We start from the raw sequence: 17570 nt of genomic DNA, 5'->3' as shown, positions 1-17570 counted from the left end.
GAAACCGGCGATCTTAACGGCCTGTTCGTCATTGTTTCACGCAGTAACGATTGAAAACAGGCCTCCATAATCGCAGGCCAACCCTCGAGGAAAGCCCCGCATGCTGTCCCATGTCTACCTCGGCGTGAACGACTTCACGCGCGCCTTTGACTTCTATTCGATGCTGATGGGAACACTGGGCATGAAGTTGCGGTTCCGCGACGACGCCAAGCCGTGGGCCGGCTGGCAGAGCCCCGACGCGGCCCGCCCGCTGTTCCTGGTGGGTACCCCGTTCGACGGGCAGGCGGCCGCGCCGGGCAACGGCCAGATGGTGGCGCTGATGGCGCCCGACCGCGCCACCGTCGACCGTGCCCATGCCGCGGCGCTGGCGCAGGGCGGCACCTGCGAAGGCCCGCCGGGCCTCAGGCCGCACTACCACCCCGACTACCATGGCGCCTACTTTCGCGACCCCGAGGGCAACAAGCTCTGCGTCTGCTGCCACACACCCGCTATCCTGCCCGCCACATGCTGAACAACATCACCCCCTTCCTCATCCACTGGGCCATCACCGCCATCTCGCTCTGGGTGGCCAGCCACCTGTTTCGCGGGCTGAAGTTCGACAGCACCGGCGCGCTGGTGGTCTCGGCGCTGCTGCTGGGCCTGGCCAACGCGGTCGTGAAGCCGCTGCTGATCGTGCTCACGCTGCCGCTGACGCTGGTGACCTTCGGGCTGTTCCTGCTGGTCATCAACGCGCTGATGATCCTGCTGGTGGCCGCGCTGGTGAAGGGGTTCCGGGTGTCCGGTTTCTGGACCGCCCTGTTCGCGAGCATCTTCATCTCGCTGCTGAGCATCGTCATCGGCTCGTTCGTGACGAGCAACGACCCCGCCGAGAAGGTGCAGATGCCGCAAAGCGGCAACTGGCTCTGAACCGCCCGGTGCCCTTCTGACGCCCTGAACGGCTAGGCGAGCACCGCGCCTCCGCGCACCAGCGCCTCGCGCAGTGCCGGCACCGCCACCGAGCGCACCTGAGCGCCCATGCCCGCGCCGGCCGCCTTCGCGGCCATGGCCGCCGCGATGCCCGCCGCATGGCCGACGGCCATCGAGATGGTCATGACCCGGATCGCCGCCAGCGCCTCGTGGCTGGCCGAGATGCCGCGGCCCACCACCAGCGCGTTGTCGAGCGTGCTCGGGATCAGGCTGCGGTACGGGATCTGGTAGGCGTGGTCGTCGTCCATCGGCACGTAGTGCAGCGCGCCGCCCTGCGCCGGATGGATGTCGATCGGGTACGCCCCCGCCGCAACGGCGTCGGGAAACTGCATCGGCGCCAGCAGCTCGCCGGCCGTCAGCACGTGGTCGCCCTCCACCCGCCGCGTTTCGCGCACGCCCACCTGCGTGGCGAAGGCGCGCAGCCGGCCGTCCTCGCAGCCGGGCACGGCGGCCGCCAGGAACGCCGAGGCCTTCCAGGCCTGGCGCCGCCCTTCGATCTCCGCGGCGCCGAGCGCCATCGGGTCGGTGGCGTCGATGCCCAGGCGGCTGATGTTGAACCAGCCGTCGTTCGAATACGGGTCGCGGCTCGAATGCAGCGCCGCCCGCGCCAGCCCGCCCTGCGCGTAGCCCTTGGCGGCCAGCGCCGCCAGCTCGGCTTTCGACAGCGCGCCGAAGCGCTCGAAGTCGATCGGGCCGAAGCGGAACATCATCGTGGCCGGTTGCAGCGCTTCGCCGTCGCCCAGCTCCAGGAAGCGCGCGCCCGCCTGCTTCAGCGCGTCCATGTCGCCCGAGGCATCGACCAGCACGCCCGCACGCAAGGCCAGCACGCCGCCCTTGGTCAGCACGCGCAGCCCCGTCACCTGCCGGCCTTCGCAGTCGACGCCCAGCAGGTTCGCGTGCAGCAGCGGCCGCACACCGGCCTCGGCCACCATGTCGTCGAGCACCAGCTTGAGCACCTCGGGCGCGTACTCGACGCGGTCCATGCGGTGGCCGGTGGACATCACGAAGCTCTCGTGCGCGCGCGCACCGCCATACAGCCGCAGCCGCGCCACCACCTCGTCGGCCAGCCCCGCCACCACCTTGCGACCGTTGCCGGTCTGCCAGCTGTTGAACTGCGCCACCGCGCCGGCCGTGGCGTTGCCGCCCAGGAAGCCGTAGCGTTCGACCAGCACCACCGACGCGCCCTGCCGCGCCGCCGCCACGGCGGCCATGGTGCCCGCGACACCGCCGCCGCACACCGCCACATCGGCCTCCACCACGAGGCTGCCGCCGCGCGTGTTCATGCTCGCATTCATCGCCATGCCCTCATCAGTTCTCGACCTGGATGCCGCGGCTCTTCACCACCTGGCCCCAGCGGCTGCCTTCGGTCTTCAGGTACTGCGCCGTGGCCTCGCGACCGCTGGCGAAGGCCTCCAGGCTCAGCGCGTCGAAGCGCTTCTTCACGGTGTCCGACTGCAGCGCCGCGGCCAGCAGCTTCTCGAGCCGGGCCAGGCCTTCGGGCGGAATGGAGCCCTTGGGCGCCACCAGCGTGGCCCAGCCTTCGACCTCCAGGCTTTGCAGCTTCAGGCTGCGAAAGGTCGGCACGTTCGCCAGCTCGGCCACCGGCTGCGCCGACGACACGGCCAGCGCGCGCAGCCGGCCCGAGCGGATGTGCACGATCACGCTCGGCAGGTTCAGGAAGCCCATCGACACCAGCCCCGAGATCAGGTCGGGCATCAGCGCGCTCTCGCCCTTGTAGGGCACGCTCACCAGCGAGGTGCCGGTCTCCTGCGCGAAGAGCTCGGCCGTCAGGTGCGCCAGCGTGCCCGTGCCGCTGTTGCCGGCGCTGAGCTTGCCCGGCTGCGCCTTGGCCTGCGCCACCAGGTCGGCCACCGTCTTCGCCTTCGAGTCGGCCGGCACCACCAGCACCAGCGGCTGCTGCGACACCATGCCGATGGCATCGAAGTCGCGCGCCACGTCGTAGGTGAGCTTGGGGTTGAGCACGGGGTTGATCACCATGCTGTTGCTGCCCATGAGCAGCGTGTGGCCGTCGCGGCTCTGCAGCGCCGCCGCCACGCCGATGGCGCTGCCGGCGCCGGGCTTGTTCTCCACGATCACCGGCTGGCCCAGCTGCGGCGCCAGCACCTCGGCCAGCACGCGGGCCGAGCCGTCGGCGCCGCCGCCCGGCGCGAAGGGCACGATGATGCGCAGCGGCTTGGTGGGCCAGGCGTCGGCGGCGAACGATGCGCCCGGGAATGTCGACAGGGTCGAAAGGGCGGCCAGCGCCGCGATCGTCGAAAGGGCCTGTCTGCGCGTGAAGCCGCGCGCGGCGGGAGCGTGTGCCATGTCTCGTTTGCCTCTTGTGTCTTGTGGTTCTTCGAAGAAAGAACGTCGATCCTAGGAAGCACCCGCGCGCCCGGCAAATACCAACATTGCGCAAGGCCATAACATCACGTTATCGAACGACGACAACGCAGCGGGACAAGTCATGAACCTCCGACAGATCGAAGTCTTCCGTGCCGTCATGCTGGCGGGCTCCGTCACCGACGCGGCGCGCTCGCTGCACGTGTCGCAGCCCGGCATCAGCCGCATGCTGTCGCACATCGAACTGCAGCTCGGGCTGCGCCTGTTCGAGCGGCGCAAGGGCAAGCTCGGGCCCACGCCCGAGGCGCAGGCGCTGTTCGCCGAGGTCGAGCAGGTGTACCGCGGCGTGGCGCGCATCGACGACTGCGCGCAGGCGCTGAAGGACGGCAAGATGCTCACGCTGCGCGTGCTGTGCAGCCCCAGCACCGGGCTGGACATGGTGCCGCGCGCGCTCACCGCGCTGGGCGAGGAGTTTCCGGCCGCGCGCATCTACCTGGAGGTGGTGCTCGCCAAGGAAATGGTCAAGCGCCTGACCACGCACGAGGCCGACGTGGCCATCTCCACGCTGGCCATCGACGACCCGCTGCTCACCGCGCGCCCCATCGGCCAATGGACCCTGGCCGGGGTGTTCCCGCGCGGCCATGCGCTGGAGGCGCGGCGCACGCTGAAGCCCACCGACATCCTGAAGGAACGCATGATCGCCTTCAGCCCCGACACGCCGCAGGGCCGCATCATTGCCGACTGGTGCGTGCAGCACCGCTGCCGGCCCGACGCGCGCATCGAGGTGCGCGCCGGGCAGAGCGCCTGCGCGCTGGCGGCGTCGGGCGCGGGCGTGGCCATCGTCGACGACCTCACGGCACGCGGCTGCATGACGGACCGGCTGAGCTTCAGGCCCATACAGAAGGCGCCGTCGTTCGACATCTTCGCGGTGACCAACGACAACTTCGCGGCCTCGCTGCTGTCGAGCCGCTTCGTTGCGCATGCGGAGGCGGCGCTGCGGCAGTTGAAGAAGGAGCGTGCCTGAAGCGCGCCTGAGCACCGCGCGCCATCCCATATTCAGTCGAGGGACAACGGCCACAGGCTCCCTATGATCCGCGGCACCCGGCATGCAGACCGGGAAGAAAGAGCCCCATGAAAATCGCGTTCACCTCGTGCATGAACTTCAGGTCCGGCCCCAAGGGCTCTCAGCGGGTCTGGAACCGCATCGCGGAACAGCAGCCCGACTATCTCTTCCTGCTGGGCGACCAGATCTACATGGACTTCTTTCCCGACCTCGGCGAACCGGCCGAATGGGACGTGGCGACATTCGAGCAGAAGATGACCGGGCACTACACGGACCAGTGGGGCGTGCCGAATTTCAAGCTGCTGTTCGACGCCCTGCGCCAGCAGCAGGACAACGGCGGCGGCGTGTACGGCACCTGGGACGACCACGACTTTGCGTGGAACAACGTGCTGGGCGCGAAGGTCGATCCCGCAGTGAAGGCGGTGTCACGCAAGCTCTTTCGCCAGTTCATGCAGATCGAACAGGTGCCCCTGCAGAAAGACGGCATCTACTACGCGATTCCGCTGTTCCACGAACAACAGAAGATCGGCAAGGCGATCTTCCTGGACACGCGATGGAACCGCGAGAAGCCCGGCGACCACAGCGCGCTGATCGGCGACAAGCAGTTCGATTTTCTGGCGCAGGAACTCGCGAACGAGACAGGCTTCGTGCTGATCTGCGCGGGCACGCCGATTCGCGCGACGGGCGACGGCTGGATGCGCTACAGCGACGAGTACGCCAGGCTGCGCAGCCTCACCTTCGGGCGCAAGACCATCTTCCTGTCGGGCGACATCCACGAGAACAGCTTCGTCCCGCCGGGCGGCTCGACGAAGTTCTTCGAGATCGTTTCCTCGGGCGCGTTCGTCACCAAATACAAGTTCGCCGGCGACCGGGAGAACTTCGGCATCCTGGACTTCTCGCCCGAGCGCACGGACGTCAAGCTCTTCGACATCCATGGGCTCGAGCACCACAAGATCATCGACAACGCGAGCTTCGATTACCAGGAGCTGAAGTAGCCGCGCAGCGCCCCGCTTGCTTGCTACTTGCCCCGCGCCGCTTGTACTGCCTTGTACTGCGTGCGATACCCGTTGCCGGGGTCGAACACGTCGGTCGACGCGCACGTCGAGCGCGACCTTGTCGACCGCCTGCGTGCCGCCGAAGCGCTTGCTGAGGGCCTGGCATTGCGTTCGATACCGGTAACCTAGGTTTTTTCCGTACGGTCGGAAGCGCTTATTTCATTCTTGAAATGGCGTGGCGCGCGGTATGCTTTCTCGCGTCCATCGCTGGTTTTCGAAGGTATCGGTACCTCGGCAACAAGCCTTCGGCCACATTCCTGCATCATTCCCGCACCGAACAAGACAGACCGCCACTTGCCTTCGTCCAAAGCCCCCGCCCCTGTCGCCCCCGCCGCCCCGCTCGCTCGCCCGGCCACCATGGCCGACGTCGCCGCGCGCGTGGGCGTGTCGAAGATGACGGTGTCGCGCGCGCTCAACCGCAGTGAGAGCAGCGACCGCGTGACCTCCGAGGCGCTGCGCCAGCGCATCCTGCAGGCCTGCGAGGACATGGGCTACGTCATCGACCAGACCGCGCGAACCTTCTCCAGCAAGCGCTCGGGCTTCATCGCGGTGCTGATTCCGTCGCTCAACAACTCCAACTTCTCGGAGACCGCGCAGGGCATCACCGCGGCACTGGAAGCGCGCGGCCTGCAGGTGCTGCTGGGCTACACCGACTACCGCGTGGAGACCGAGGAGCGCCTGCTGCGCGCCATGCTCGCGCGCCGGCCCGAGGGCGTGATCCTCACCGGCGGCGCGCACACGAGCGCCGTGCGCGCCATGCTGCAGGCCGCCGGCGTGCCGGTGGTCGAGACCTGGGACCTGCCGGCCACGCCCATCGGGCACACGGTCGGGTTCTCGAACGCGGAGGCGGCCGCCGCGATGGTGCGGCACCTGCACGGCAAGGGCTACCGGCGCATCGCGTACATCGGCGGCACGTCGAACCGCGACACGCGCGGCGCGGACCGCCAGCGCGGCTATGCGCAGGCCATTCGCGAACTGGGCCTGCCCGACGGCCGTGTCATCAGCTTCGGCCAGCCGCCGATCTCGATGGCACAAGGCGGCGAGGCGGTGGCGCAGCTGATCCGGCAGTGGCCCGACGTGGACGCGGTGGTCTGCGTGTCCGACCTGTCGGCCTTCGGTGCGCTCATGGAATGCCAGCGCCGCGGCTGGAACGTGCCGGGCCGCATCGCGATCGCGGGCTTCGGCGACTTCGAGGTGGCGCGCGCGTGCCACCCGCGCATCACCACCGTGGCGGTGGACTGCGTGGGCATCGGCAAGGCCGCGGGCGAACTGCTGCTGCGCGTGATCGACGGCGCGCGCGAAGGGCATCCACCGCCTGCGGAGACGGTGCTGATTCCGTTCCACATCGAGCAGCGCGAGAGCTCGTAGGCTTCGGCGGCAAACGCCTCTGCCGGGGCGCGACCGAGCGCCGGTGCGACTCGCTGTGCCCATTCAAACTGACGCTTGCCTTCGAAGCGCCGACAGGAGCGCGCTTGATGAGCGGTGACGTCCACTCGCTTGCGGACTTCTGGCGGTGGGTCGGATCCGCCGGGCTGCGCGAGCTGACGGAATGGACGGAGCGCCGGCCGACGTTCGCGGAAGGGATCGAAGAGCATCGGCTTGCCTGGGAAGCGAGACGGCAAACTCATGCGTAGGCGGACTTCCTATGATTCGTGAGGCACGTCATCCATCAGGCGCAAGTCGCACAGCCGATTCGTGACGAAGCATCACCTGGGCAAGGACACATGGAAGACAAGAATCTCGGTACAGAGTGGGATGCGGAAATTGCAGAGGAACAAGCCGATCGCCGGCGCAAGGCAGAGCCGGCGCCACGCTTGAGCAGGAAAGAGTTCACCCAATGGCGTTCGCCGCGAACCGGCGAGGACAATCCAACGCGCGTGGACAACCCCTTGTGGTCCTGGCTTGTTCGCACGCGCTGGTCAGCCTATCAAGCCAATGAGATCCTGCGAGGTCCTTCGCCGCTCGATGCAGGACCGATGTGGTCCTTCGATCGGTTCGGCAAGAGCGAAACGACACTGCCTGACGGTCGTTGCGTTCACATCGGCGGTGAGCATGAGGACTACTACGACCCGGACTTCTTCATATACAACGAAGTCACCACCATCGATGGTGACGGCGAGATCGCGATACACGGCTATCCCGTGTCGGTCTTTCCGCCTACGGACTTCCACACGGCGACATTGCTCGACGACGCGATCATCGTCATCGGCAATCTTGGCTACCCCGAGCGTCGTGTCTTGGGTTTGACGCCCGTCTTCCGGGTCGCGACAGACACGCTGAGCATCCACCGTGTCGATACCGTCGGTGAAAGCCCGGGGTGGATCCACAAGCACTCGGCCGTCCTGGCCGACGACGCAAGCGCCATCGTCGTGCGCGGCGGAACGCTCTGGCGCGGTGACGGTTTGAGCATGATCGACAACATCGACTCATGGTCGCTCGACCTCGGCACGTGCCGATGGACCCGGTTGACCGCCTTGGATTGGCAGCGGTGGACGATGCTGCGCGTGGACCGGAAGATGAATCGCCTGCGGGACGTCCGGCAGGAGCTCTGGCACCGCGCCCATGCCTGGCCGGGCGCAGAGAGCCACTGGAAATTCGACGACGCCCCCGACTTCGATGCACTCACGGCGTTGTACCGGCTCGATGAAGAGTCGCCCATGCCCCGTGAGGGCCCGGAGTACAACATCTTCCACACCGTCATTGACGGCCTGGCGGTGCGATTCACCGAAGATCGCTTCCATGTTCAAGCCGTCGTGGAAGGTCGCCTGCGCGAGGACCGCCTGCAGGCGCTTCAGCGCACGCTGCTGACCACGCTCGAGCGCCTGGACGCGAGCCGGTGGGAGATCGAGGGGCTGTAGCCAGCGGCGAGGCGTCCTGGGTTGTCCCGTTTGAAGCAACCGATGGAATCGCCCTGTTCCAGCATTCACCGCGACAGCTGATGGGCCGCTCGCGGCAGCGGTGCGACCAACCGCCGTTGGCCACAATCGTTGTCGGTGGATCGGTCGAAACGTTCATGGCATCGGCTGGTGCATGCGGACTGCATCGGTCTGCTTCCCGTAAAGTCCTGAATCGAACCGAATGAAAGAACCCGACGTTGCGCTTTTTGCAACCGGGCAAGATCATCAGACAGCCAGGAACTCGGAATGACGAATCAGCCCCGCAGCGACAGCGAGCCATTGGCACCCCTTCCCATGGGTTACTGGCTCCGTCTTGCCGTGACCTTCGTGTTGGTCGCAGGGGGCGCAGCCTGTACTTTCTTCTACGACGAACTGGTCGGCGCTGCGATGGCACTTTGTGCGCCACTTTTCATCAAGCTCAGCGGCTTCCAAGCGATGCACAAGAAGCACAAGGCGGAGCTGGAAGCGTACAAGGCTGCAAACAACCGCGCCTAGGCGGTCGGCCATCGGCCAATCCGACCGTCATCGCGGCACTGCCATCCCGCGTCGCCACGTGCGGTTGGCTGCGCGGCCCCGCAGCCGGCCCGGCGTCGGTTCACACGGCCGAACCCTTTTCAGGCAGCAACGCATCCAGGACGAAACGCGTCGGGCCGCTTGCGCCCCGGTCGCTGACCGCCAGGCCCAGCTGCCGCCATAGGGCCGGGCTGAGCGGGCGAACGGCGATGCGAGGGTCACGCGCGGATTCGTGCGACTCCGCCGGCAGCAAGGCCGCTCCGTAGCCGGCGGCCACCAGTGTCCTGATCGCGTCGTTGTAGTTGAGCTCGATGCGCGGCCGGCAGTGGACGCCGGCCGCAGAGAACCATTCCGCGGTCAGCCGGTAGAGACGCGTGGAAGAGTCGTTCATGATCAGCGGCCGTTCGGCCAGCCATTGCGGGGTCAGCCGCTTGGGCGCTTTCCAGTCCGCCGGCAGAAAGGCCACGACAGCCTCGCGCCGCAGGGGCGTGACATGCACCCCGCGCACAGGCGACTGCGGCAGCGCCACCACCGCCAGATCCAGGCTCCCCGCGGCGAGCCGGGCCATGCTTTCGTTGGAGGTCAGCACCTGCACGTTCACGTCGATGCCGGGATGGTTCCGGGCCAGACGTGCGAGCGCGGGCGGCAGCAGGTGCGCAATGGCGCCCGTCGAGGCACCCACCCGCACGCGGCCCGTCTGGCCGGCAAGCTGGCGTCGAACGTCTTCCACTGCGTCGTCCACGTCCGCCAGCAGCCTGCGGGCACGCGCGATGAACCGCTCTCCCAAGGCGGTTGCTTGCGCGGGCCCCCGCCCGCGCACGAGCAACTGGCCACCCAGGCGCGACTCCAGTTCCGCGATCTGAACCGTGACGGTCGGTGCCGCCAGGTGAAGGGCGCGCGCGGCATTGGCCAGAGACCCGAGGTCTGCGATGGCGACCAGGGTGCGCAGATGGTCAAGGCTGAGTTCTCGCATGGCGCTAATTTAACTTTTCTTAATCCTGGGTTCCATATATTTAGCTGGAGCCATTGCGGTCGTATCCCTACGATCGCACGCCATGGACCTCAACATCTACATCGACGGCGACCAGGGCACCACCGGCCTTGACCTGCAGAACCGGCTCCAAGGCGGGGAATTTCGCATCCGCACCTTGCCGGCGAACGTGCGCAAGGACGCGGCTGCCCGGCGCGTTGCCCTCAACGAATGCGACATCGCCATCCTTTGCCTGCCCGACGATGCAGCACGAGATGCGGTGGCGATGATCGCCAACCCTTCGGTGCGTGTCATCGATGCCAGCTCGGCCCACCGCACCAGCCCGGGTTGGGTCTACGGCCTGCCGGAACTCGATGCACTGCAAGCCGAACGCATTGCCTCGGCGCCGCGGGTGACAAATCCGGGCTGCTATCCCACCGCCGCGGTCGCCCTGCTGCGGCCGTTGACGGATGCGGGCCTGTTGCCCGCCGACTATCCGCTGGTCATCCATGCCGTCTCGGGCTATTCGGGTCAAGGCAGGGCCGGAGCGGAATCGCACGAGGCCGGAACGGGTGCGCATTCGTTGAAGGTCTATGGCCTTGCACTCGAGCACAAGCACGTGGCCGAAATCGAGGCCTACGCAGGCTTGGCGCAGCGGCCTCTCTTCGTGCCGGCCTATGGAAGCTACCGGCAGGGCATCGTGCTCACCATCGGATTGCACGCGCGAATGCTTCCCTCCGATGCTTCGGGGGTGCGCATCCACGAGTGCCTGACGCAGCGATACCGCGACGCGGCACATGTGCGCGTGCTGCCGATGCCGTCTGCCGTGCCGATCACCGAGCTGGACCCGCAAGTCCACAACGGCTCGAACGACATGAGCCTGGCCGTGGCATGGAATGAACGCACAGGCCAGATCGTCTTGAGCGCGGTGCTCGACAACCTGGGCAAAGGCGCCGCGGGCGCGGCTGTGCAGAACCTGCGATTGATGGCGGGCGCCTCACAGCCCAGGCTGTGAATTCGAAGCGTTGACGAGAAGGGGGGGGTGCTTCAGGCAAAGTGTTGCCAACCTTGGCATGACGAGTTTCTGCCTTGGACCATTTCTGCCATGGCCTTCGAATGACGGCTCGGGCGCATGCCGATTGACCGCAATGCAGTGGACTGCGGCTACAGTTGTCGTCCACGGCCATGAACGGACGCCGTGACAACAGGAAGGACCAGGACGAATGGCGATGAAACAGGCCTTCTGGATGGCATTTGGCTGTGCAGTGGCCATGCTCGTGCTGCTTGCCGTGCTGACGATGGCCGGGTCACTGCTGGTCGCCGCGATTCTTCCAAGAGGGCATCCGCTGGCAGACCGGCTGAGAGCGTTTGCCGCCCGCGTCCCGGACCTGGCTGTTCATGGCGCCCTGTGGCTTCGAACGCTTGTCGTTGTCGGCGGGATAGGCCTTCTGGTATTCCTGATTCTGGTGAACGATCCGTCTTTTCATTCTTGAGACGATGTTCGAGCAGATATCGGACCGTAGGCTGCAGGTCGAATGACTCGCCCGTATCCGGGTACTGACAGCCAACCGCGGACACGCAAACTCGATTGCCGTGATGGCGCCCTTGAAGGAAATAAATCTCTCGAATGCACGTGCCTTGGCGGCGCTGGAGGCTCGCGCATTTCCTGGCACCCATGAGCCCGACGTGCTGTCACCCGAATACGCAGAGGCCGGCGGTTGCTGGATTTTCTTCAGGAACCGGAACTTGGCGTTCCCCCCGCATATGTCGCTGGCCTCCCCAGCGGCTTACGCGGTGAGCAGGCGCGCAGAAGTTCGTGCAGTCGCAGACTGTTCTGGCAGCCCCGTAGAAATGGATTCGCTGTTGTCGAATCTCTCCAGCTTCTTTTTGCAGGACTCGAAACACAAGCCGACTTAGGCTGGCTTGCGTTCCGCGTCCGACGCACCCGGACCGCGCTAGTTGTGAAGCGTCAAGAGGTTGTTTCTTGACGAGTTGATTCTGGACATAGGTGCGATGCCTCCAATACCGCTGTGCGGGCGGTGCCAGTTGTAGTGGTGCTGCCAGCTTGCCAGGGCATCGGTTCGTTGGGCTGAGTTCTGGTAGGTCCAGCCGTAGGCCCATTCGCGCAACGCGGACTGGATGAACCGCTCGGCTTTTTCGTTGGTCTGCGGCCGGTAGGGCCGCGTGAAGCTGTGCTTGATACCGAGCTCGACGCAGGTCACCCGGAAGTCGCGCGAGCGGAACGCCGGACCGTTGTCCGTCAGCAGTCGTCGCACGGTGATGCCCAGGCGTGCGTAGTAAGCCACGGCATTGCGCAGGAACAGGACCGCCTGCGCCTGCTTCTCATCGGGGTGCATGGCGGTGAACGCGAGCCTTGCGTGGTCATCGATGGCCACGAACAACGTCTCCCAGCCCGCACCATCGACCGAGTCGCGTCGGTTGCCCGTGACACGGTGGCTGGGGCGCACGATGCGCCCGAGCTTCTTGGTGTCGATGTGCAGCAGATCGCCAGGGGCTTCGTGCTCGTAGCGCACGATCGGCTCGGCTGGTACCAGATCGCTCAGCTTGGACATGCCTGCTCGGGTCAGCACGCGGCTGACTGTCGAGGCCGAGACGCCCACGCTGCGAGCAATACGTGACTGCAGCATCCGACGTTTACGCAACTCGAGGATGAGCAAGACCTTGCCCGAGTCGATGGCCCTGGGCGAGCGCGCTGGTTTGGAGGAGGCATCGGCCAAGGCTGCTTCTCCGCCCGCCAGATAGCGACCGAGCCACTTCCTGGCCGTGGGTGCAGTGACGCCGTGTGCGGCAGCGGCACGCACGGCATCCAAACCTTCCAAAGTCATCTGCTTGACCATCTCGAATCGGCGGGCAAAGGTAAGTCGGGCATGCTTATGGGTGTTCATCCGGTTGGGCGTCCTGAGTGGATTGGGTGTTTGGCGACTTCCAGTCTCTCAAACCCAATCCGGATGAACACCGGATACAACCTATTGGAGCTTCACAGCTAGTCGCCGCCCCGAAGCCAGGACGGCCCTCCCCACCCTCACCCCTTCGACAACCCCCGCCGCACCCTGACCGCCGAAGCCAGCCCTTCGAGCACCGGCACCGTCTGCGCAAAGCTGATGCAGGCGTCGGTGATCGAGACACCGTGCTTCAGCGCGACGCCAGGCTTCAGGTCCTGCCGCCCTTCCTCGAGGTGGCTCTCGATCATGATGCCGGTGATGCGCCGCTCACCGGCCGCGATCTGTGCCGCCACGTCTTCGGCGACCACGATCTGGCGCTGGTGCTGCTTGCTGCTGTTGCCGTGCGACACGTCGACCATCACCTGGGGCCGCAGGCCGTTCGCCAGCAGCGCCTCGCAGCTGGCCTGAACATCCGCGGCCGAATAGTTGGGCGCCTTGCCGCCGCGCAGGATCACGTGGCAGTCGTCGTTGCCGCGTGTCTCGAAGATGGCGGCCATGCCCATCTTGGTCATGCCCATGAAGGCATGCGGCGCGCGGGCCGCAAGAATGGCGTCTGCCGCCACCTTCACGCTGCCGTCCGTGCCGTTCTTGAAACCGACCGGGCAGCTCAGGCCCGACGCCAGTTGCCGATGGCTCTGGCTCTCGGTGGTGCGCGCGCCGATGGCGCCCCAGGCGATCAGGTCGGCGATGAACTGCGGACTCAGCAGGTCGAGAAACTCGGTGCCGGTCGGCAGGCCCAGCGTGGTCAGCTCGAGCAGCAGGCGCCGCGCGCGCTCCAGCCCTTCGTTGATCGCAAAACTGCCGTCCAGGTGCGGGTCGTTGATGTAGCCCTTCCAGCCGACGGTGGTGCGCGGCTTCTCGAAGTAGGCACGCATCACGATCAGCAGGTCGTCCTGCAGCGAGTCGGCGACCTTCTTCAGGCGCTGTGCGTATTCGATGGCCTGGTCGTGGTCGTGGATGGAGCACGGTCCGACCACCACCACCAGCCGGTCGTCGCGGCCGTGCAGCACGTCGGCAATCGCCGCGCGGGCGCCTTCGACCAGCGCCAGCGTGTTGTCGCGCACGGGCACGCGTTCCTGCAGCAGCGCCGGGGTCATGAGCGGGCGAACGGCGCCGATGCGCACGTCGTCGATCCGCGTGGTGTCGAGCGTGCTGTCGCGGGAGCCGATTTCGGCGTCGTGGAGGGGGTCGTCGAGGCGGGGCATGGTCGTGGCTTTTGAATTGGAACGGGGCTGCGCCTATTGTCGTCCCGGCGGCACCCAGGGCCGACAGGCACGCCGGAACCGGTTGGCCGCAGCGCGGCCGAGGCCTGCTTCGAGCGAATGCCGTGCGCGACAAGAAACCCACCCGTCGACCATCGCGCCAAGGCGGCATTGGCGTCTTCCGCCCGTTCATTGGCGCCATGTGCATATCGCCAGGCGCGGCCGATTCCTAGACTGCTTCCATGCTGGTTCTTCCCGAACGAGCGGTTCATTCACACAAGGAACATCCATGTCGCAACAAGTAGCTCTCATCACCGGCGGTGCCACCGGCATCGGCAAGGCCGTCGCCCTCAAGCTCGCTGCCCGCGGCGTCACCGTCGTCCTGAGCGGCCGGCGCCGCAATGTCGGCGACGCGGCCGTGGCCGAGATCGCCGCCGTCGCGCGGAACGGCGCGCAGGTGCGGTTCGTCCAGAACGACGTCACGCAGGAAGATGCGGTCAAGTCCATGATCGAGGGCGTGGTGGCCGAGTTCGGCCGGCTGGACATGGCCGTCAACAACGCCGCCATCTCCAACGAGACCGGCACGCTGCTGCAGTCGAGCAGCCAGAACTACCGCGACATGGTCGCCACCAACATCCTCGGCGTGTACTACAGCATGAAGTTCGAGATCGCGCAGATGGTCAGGCAGGGCCACGGGGCCATCGTGAACCTGGCGTCCATCGCTGGGCTAAACGGGATCGCCTATGCGGGCCCTTACGGCTCCACCAAGCACGCCGTGGTGGGGCTGACCAAGTCGTCCGCGCTCGACCATGCAACGCAAGGCCTGCGCATCAACGCGGTCGCACCCGGCGCGATCAGGACCGACATCATCGCGGCGCAACTGAGCGGCAGCGACGAGAACTACAACGAGGCCAGCATCTCGGCCATGCACCCGATGAATCGGCTGGGCCAGCCCGAAGAAGTGGCGAACGCGATCTGCTGGCTGCTGTCCGACGAAGCGAGCTTCGTGACCGGTCATGTGCTGAACGTCGACGGCGGTTTCCAGGCAAAGTAGGCGACATGGGCAAGGCCACACCCGACAAGCTGACGATTCCCGACGCACTGTGGGAGGGCATGAAGCGCGTGGGCCTTTCTCGCTCGGCGGTGCTGGCACGCGCTCGCCTGCCGATGCGCGTCGTGCAGGACAAGGCGCCCATCTCGACGCAGCAGTTCTTCGCCCTGTGGCACGCCATGCACGAGGCGAGCGACGAGCCCGGCTTCGGCCTGCGCATGGCCACCGAACTCGACGGCGCGGTGATGCCACCGTCGTTCCTCGCGGCCTGCCACGCGCGCGACTACCGCGACGCCTTGCAGCGCGTGGCCCGCTTCAAGCGCTTGTGCGCGCCCGAGCAGGTGCTGCTTTCGGAAGAAGGAGAACGCTGCGAGATCCGGATGCACTGGCCCCACGCGGGCAGTGAAGCCGTTCCCGCTGCGCTGGCCGATGCCTCTCTCGGCTCGATCCTTGAACTGGGGCGGCGCGGCACGGGCCTCCATCTCGTGCCCTCGTGCGTCGAGTTGACGCGTGCAGCCGGCGACGCGACCGCGCACGAGCGCTACTTCGGTTGCCGTGTTCGCTTCGGCGCAAGCCAGGATCGCATGGTGCTGCACAAGGCCGACCTGGACAGGCCCTTCCTCAGCTACAACGCCGAACTGCTCGAGATCCTGGTGCCCGAACTCGAGTCGCGGCTGGAGAAGCAATCGATCAGCGAGTCGCTCGGTGAGCAGATTCAATGGATCCTGAGGCGCCGCCTCACGGCCGGCCGGCCGGACATCCGCTCGGTTGCGAGCGAGCTGGCAATGAGCGAACGCTCGCTGCAGCGCCGCTTGAGCGACGAAGGACTGAGCTTCCAGGTGCTGCTCAGCCAGACGCGGCATCAGCTGGCGCTGGAGCATCTGGCCGACGCCGGCCTGTCGCTCGTGGAGGTTGCGTTCATGCTGGGCTATGAGGACCAGAACTCGTTCTTCCGCGCCTTCCGCCAATGGGAAGAGCGCACGCCTTCAGAGTGGCGGAGCGACCACGCCGAAGCTCAGACCGCAGCGACGTCGCTGCGCCCGAAGTAATGCTTGGGCGTCTTGCCCATCACGCGCCGGAACATCGCGGTGAACGCACTCGGGCTTTCGTAGCCCAGGTCCATGGCCACGGTGGTCACCGGCGTGTCCATGGCCAGCCGGCGCAACGCTTCCATCAGCCGGAGTTGCTGGCGCCACATGGTGAAGGTGATGCCGGTCTCGTCGCGGAACAGGCGCGTGAGCGTGCGCCGGCCCAGTGCGCCGTGGCGCGCCCAGTGCTCCAGGTCGCCGTCGCAGCCGGGGTCGTCGAGCAGCGCGCGGCAGATGCGCAGCAGCCGCGCGTCCTGCGGCATGGGCACATGCAACGGCACGCGCGGCGCCGCGCAGATCTCGTCGAGGATGAGCCGCATCACGCGCCCGTCGCGCCCCGCTTCGTCGTACAGCAGCGGAATGCCGATGGCGTCGATGACCAGCTGGCGCATCAACGGCGACACCTCGATCACGCAGCACTCGGTGGGCAGGTCGGGCGAGGCGTCGGGCTGGATGTAGAGCGACCGGTTCGACACCGGTTGCCCGCGCGCGTGCATTTCATGCACCACGCCGCCCGGCACCCACACGGCGCGGTTGGGCGGCACCAGCCACGCGCCGGCCGGCGTGTGCAGCGTGAAGGTGCCCTTCACCGCGTACGCGAGCTGGGCGCGCGGGTGCGAGTGCGGGGGCACGATCAGCGAGGGCTCGGGGTCGTGCTCGATCACGATCATCGACACCGGCCTCGGAATCGACTGGTAGGCGTGGAAGGTGTTGGTGCGGTTCATGGTGGCCGGCGCCTGCTATGCCAACGTGCCCGGGGCGCTCAGGACAGCGCCGCGCTCATGGCGTCGCCTTGCCGCGCAGCGCCTCGAGCAGCGCCACGGCGCGGTCGGTGCGCACGTCGTGCTCGGCGGCCATCTGCCTGGCGACCGCGTCGATCTCGTCGCCCGTGGCACCCGCCACCAGCGCGATGTTGCGGGCATGCAGCGCCATGTGGCCGCGCTGGATGCCTTCGGTGGCCAGCGCGCGCAGGGCGCCCAGGTTCTGCGCCAGGCCCACGGCCACGGCCACTTCGCCCAGCTCCTGCGCCGACTTCACGCCGAGGATCTTCAGCGCCAGTTGCGCGAGCGGATGCGTCTTGGTCGCGCCGCCCACCAGACCCACGGGCATCGGCATCTCGATGGTGCCGACCAGCGCGCCGGTGGTGTCCTTCTCCCAGGTGGTGAGCGAGGTGTAGCGCCCGCCGCGGCAGGCGTAGGCGTGCGCGCCGGCCTCGACCGCGCGCCAGTCGTTGCCGGTGGCCACGATCACCGGGTCGATGCCGTTCATGATTCCCTTGTTGTGCGTGGCCGCGCGGTACGGGTCGACGGCCGCGAAGGTGTAGGCGTCGAGCACGCCTTCGACGATCTCCTCGCCGCTGCGCTGCGCCGTCTTCAGCACCGCGGGCGTGAGCCGCACGCGGGCCCGCGCCAGCCGCAGGTCGGCCAGGTTCGACAGGATGCGCAGGCGCACCGTGCCG

The 17570-nt window shown here is 67.0% G+C and carries 17 protein-coding genes and 1 pseudogene; 11 read left to right on the top strand and 7 right to left on the bottom strand.

Annotated elements, in window-relative coordinates:
• Nucleotides 1-100 precede the first annotated feature (100 nt).
• Nucleotides 101-511 (top strand): VOC family protein, encoded by a 411-nt coding sequence (locus BM013_RS32710; protein ID WP_093132930.1) that lies wholly within the window; start codon nt 101-103, stop codon nt 509-511.
• Nucleotides 505-906, top strand: coding sequence for a phage holin family protein (locus BM013_RS32705; RefSeq protein WP_093132928.1), 402 nt, complete (start codon nt 505-507; stop codon nt 904-906). The genes BM013_RS32710 and BM013_RS32705 overlap by 7 nt, the downstream gene beginning before the upstream one ends.
• A gap of 32 nt (nt 907-938) precedes the next feature.
• Here the strand turns inward: BM013_RS32705 and BM013_RS32700 are convergent, their stop codons facing one another.
• A complete protein-coding gene (locus BM013_RS32700; protein WP_256221811.1) occupies nt 939-2261 on the bottom strand; it encodes an FAD-dependent oxidoreductase in 1323 nt (440 codons plus the stop codon).
• A gap of 13 nt (nt 2262-2274) precedes the next feature.
• Nucleotides 2275-3291, bottom strand: a complete 1017-nt coding sequence (locus BM013_RS32695) for a Bug family tripartite tricarboxylate transporter substrate binding protein (RefSeq protein ID WP_093132926.1) — start codon at nt 3289-3291, stop codon at nt 2275-2277.
• 142 nt (nt 3292-3433) lie between these two features.
• Between BM013_RS32695 and BM013_RS32690 the strand changes: the two genes are divergently transcribed.
• The 5 genes from BM013_RS32690 (at nt 3434) to BM013_RS32670 (ending at nt 8819) form a co-directional block, all read left to right on the top strand.
• The gene (locus BM013_RS32690; protein WP_093132924.1) at nt 3434-4333 is read left to right on the top strand and encodes a LysR family transcriptional regulator; all 900 of its coding nucleotides are present in this window, start codon (nt 3434-3436) and stop codon (nt 4331-4333) included.
• A 107-nt stretch (nt 4334-4440) separates the two neighbouring features.
• Nucleotides 4441-5367 carry an alkaline phosphatase D family protein gene (locus BM013_RS32685; RefSeq protein WP_093132922.1) on the top strand — a complete coding sequence of 309 codons (927 nt, stop codon included), beginning with the start codon at nt 4441-4443 and terminating at the stop codon, nt 5365-5367.
• A 417-nt stretch (nt 5368-5784) separates the two neighbouring features.
• Nucleotides 5785-6795 (top strand): LacI family DNA-binding transcriptional regulator, encoded by a 1011-nt coding sequence (locus tag BM013_RS32680; RefSeq protein WP_093132921.1) that lies wholly within the window; start codon nt 5785-5787, stop codon nt 6793-6795.
• A 356-nt stretch (nt 6796-7151) separates the two neighbouring features.
• Entirely contained in the window at nt 7152-8285 is a 1134-nt protein-coding gene (locus BM013_RS32675) for a hypothetical protein (RefSeq protein WP_093132919.1), read from the top strand.
• A gap of 285 nt (nt 8286-8570) precedes the next feature.
• Nucleotides 8571-8819 (top strand): hypothetical protein, encoded by a 249-nt coding sequence (locus BM013_RS32670; RefSeq protein WP_093132917.1) that lies wholly within the window; start codon nt 8571-8573, stop codon nt 8817-8819.
• A gap of 100 nt (nt 8820-8919) precedes the next feature.
• Here the strand turns inward: BM013_RS32670 and BM013_RS32665 are convergent, their stop codons facing one another.
• Nucleotides 8920-9810 (bottom strand): LysR family transcriptional regulator, encoded by an 891-nt coding sequence (locus BM013_RS32665; RefSeq protein ID WP_093132915.1) that lies wholly within the window; start codon nt 9808-9810, stop codon nt 8920-8922.
• Nucleotides 9811-9892: 82 nt separating this feature from the next.
• Between BM013_RS32665 and argC the strand changes: the two genes are divergently transcribed.
• Both argC and BM013_RS32655 read left to right on the top strand, forming a co-directional pair.
• Entirely contained in the window at nt 9893-10822 is a 930-nt protein-coding gene (gene argC, locus BM013_RS32660; RefSeq protein WP_093132913.1) for an N-acetyl-gamma-glutamyl-phosphate reductase, read from the top strand.
• A 208-nt stretch (nt 10823-11030) separates the two neighbouring features.
• On the top strand, nt 11031-11300 hold the full coding sequence (locus tag BM013_RS32655; protein WP_093132911.1) for a hypothetical protein: 270 nt from the start codon (nt 11031-11033) through the stop codon (nt 11298-11300).
• 462 nt (nt 11301-11762) lie between these two features.
• On the opposite strand, the gene BM013_RS32650 is transcribed toward BM013_RS32655, so the two are convergent.
• Both BM013_RS32650 and BM013_RS32645 read right to left on the bottom strand, forming a co-directional pair.
• Nucleotides 11763-12713: an IS481 family transposase gene (locus tag BM013_RS32650; RefSeq protein WP_093132909.1), complete on the bottom strand. Its 951-nt coding sequence runs from the start codon at nt 12711-12713 to the stop codon at nt 11763-11765.
• 137 nt (nt 12714-12850) lie between these two features.
• Nucleotides 12851-13975: a 3-deoxy-7-phosphoheptulonate synthase gene (locus tag BM013_RS32645; RefSeq protein WP_093132907.1), complete on the bottom strand. Its 1125-nt coding sequence runs from the start codon at nt 13973-13975 to the stop codon at nt 12851-12853.
• A 286-nt stretch (nt 13976-14261) separates the two neighbouring features.
• Here BM013_RS32645 and BM013_RS32640 point away from each other — a divergent pair, with 286 nt between their 5' ends.
• Together BM013_RS32640 and BM013_RS32635 are read left to right on the top strand one after the other, a co-directional pair.
• A complete protein-coding gene (locus BM013_RS32640; RefSeq protein ID WP_093132905.1) occupies nt 14262-15026 on the top strand; it encodes an SDR family NAD(P)-dependent oxidoreductase in 765 nt (254 codons plus the stop codon).
• Nucleotides 15027-15031: 5 nt separating this feature from the next.
• Complete coding sequence (locus tag BM013_RS32635; protein WP_093132903.1) at nt 15032-16072, top strand: AraC family transcriptional regulator; 1041 nt, start codon at nt 15032-15034, stop codon at nt 16070-16072.
• Here BM013_RS32635 and BM013_RS32630 read toward each other — a convergent pair.
• Complete coding sequence (locus BM013_RS32630) at nt 16039-16836, bottom strand: AraC family transcriptional regulator (protein ID WP_256221810.1); 798 nt, start codon at nt 16834-16836, stop codon at nt 16039-16041. The genes BM013_RS32635 and BM013_RS32630 overlap by 34 nt on opposite strands.
• Before the next feature lie 55 nt (nt 16837-16891).
• Nucleotides 16892-17570 (bottom strand): annotated as a pseudogene (locus tag BM013_RS32625) (3-hydroxy-3-methylglutaryl-CoA reductase); the annotation flags it as partial.

Origin of the sequence: Variovorax sp. OK605 (assembly GCF_900115445.1) — a bacterium.
GTDB lineage: Bacteria > Pseudomonadota > Gammaproteobacteria > Burkholderiales > Burkholderiaceae_C > Variovorax.
Note: the sequence above shows the minus strand (reverse complement) of the source record. Positions and strands in the feature narration are given on the sequence as shown.

Bases quoted from the DNA above. Each gene is read 5' to 3' on its own strand.
- BM013_RS32675 (WP_093132919.1), top strand. From the start codon at position 7,152: ATGGAAGACAAGAATCTCGGTACAGAGTGGGATGCGGAAATTGCAGAG.
- BM013_RS32710 (WP_093132930.1), top strand. From the start codon at position 101: ATGCTGTCCCATGTCTACCTCGGCGTGAACGACTTCACGCGCGCCTTT.
- BM013_RS32630 (WP_256221810.1), bottom strand. From the start codon at position 16,836: ATGAACCGCACCAACACCTTCCACGCCTACCAGTCGATTCCGAGGCCG.
- BM013_RS32650 (WP_093132909.1), bottom strand. From the start codon at position 12,713: ATGAACACCCATAAGCATGCCCGACTTACCTTTGCCCGCCGATTCGAG.
- BM013_RS32700 (WP_256221811.1), bottom strand. From the start codon at position 2,261: ATGAATGCGAGCATGAACACGCGCGGCGGCAGCCTCGTGGTGGAGGCC.
- BM013_RS32670 (WP_093132917.1), top strand. From the start codon at position 8,571: ATGACGAATCAGCCCCGCAGCGACAGCGAGCCATTGGCACCCCTTCCC.
- BM013_RS32645 (WP_093132907.1), bottom strand. From the start codon at position 13,975: ATGCCCCGCCTCGACGACCCCCTCCACGACGCCGAAATCGGCTCCCGC.
- BM013_RS32640 (WP_093132905.1), top strand. From the start codon at position 14,262: ATGTCGCAACAAGTAGCTCTCATCACCGGCGGTGCCACCGGCATCGGC.
- BM013_RS32705 (WP_093132928.1), top strand. From the start codon at position 505: ATGCTGAACAACATCACCCCCTTCCTCATCCACTGGGCCATCACCGCC.
- BM013_RS32680 (WP_093132921.1), top strand. From the start codon at position 5,785: ATGGCCGACGTCGCCGCGCGCGTGGGCGTGTCGAAGATGACGGTGTCG.
- BM013_RS32695 (WP_093132926.1), bottom strand. From the start codon at position 3,291: ATGGCACACGCTCCCGCCGCGCGCGGCTTCACGCGCAGACAGGCCCTT.
- argC (WP_093132913.1), top strand. From the start codon at position 9,893: ATGGACCTCAACATCTACATCGACGGCGACCAGGGCACCACCGGCCTT.
- BM013_RS32635 (WP_093132903.1), top strand. From the start codon at position 15,032: ATGGGCAAGGCCACACCCGACAAGCTGACGATTCCCGACGCACTGTGG.
- BM013_RS32655 (WP_093132911.1), top strand. From the start codon at position 11,031: ATGGCGATGAAACAGGCCTTCTGGATGGCATTTGGCTGTGCAGTGGCC.
- BM013_RS32685 (WP_093132922.1), top strand. From the start codon at position 4,441: ATGAAAATCGCGTTCACCTCGTGCATGAACTTCAGGTCCGGCCCCAAG.
- BM013_RS32665 (WP_093132915.1), bottom strand. From the start codon at position 9,810: ATGCGAGAACTCAGCCTTGACCATCTGCGCACCCTGGTCGCCATCGCA.
- BM013_RS32690 (WP_093132924.1), top strand. From the start codon at position 3,434: ATGAACCTCCGACAGATCGAAGTCTTCCGTGCCGTCATGCTGGCGGGC.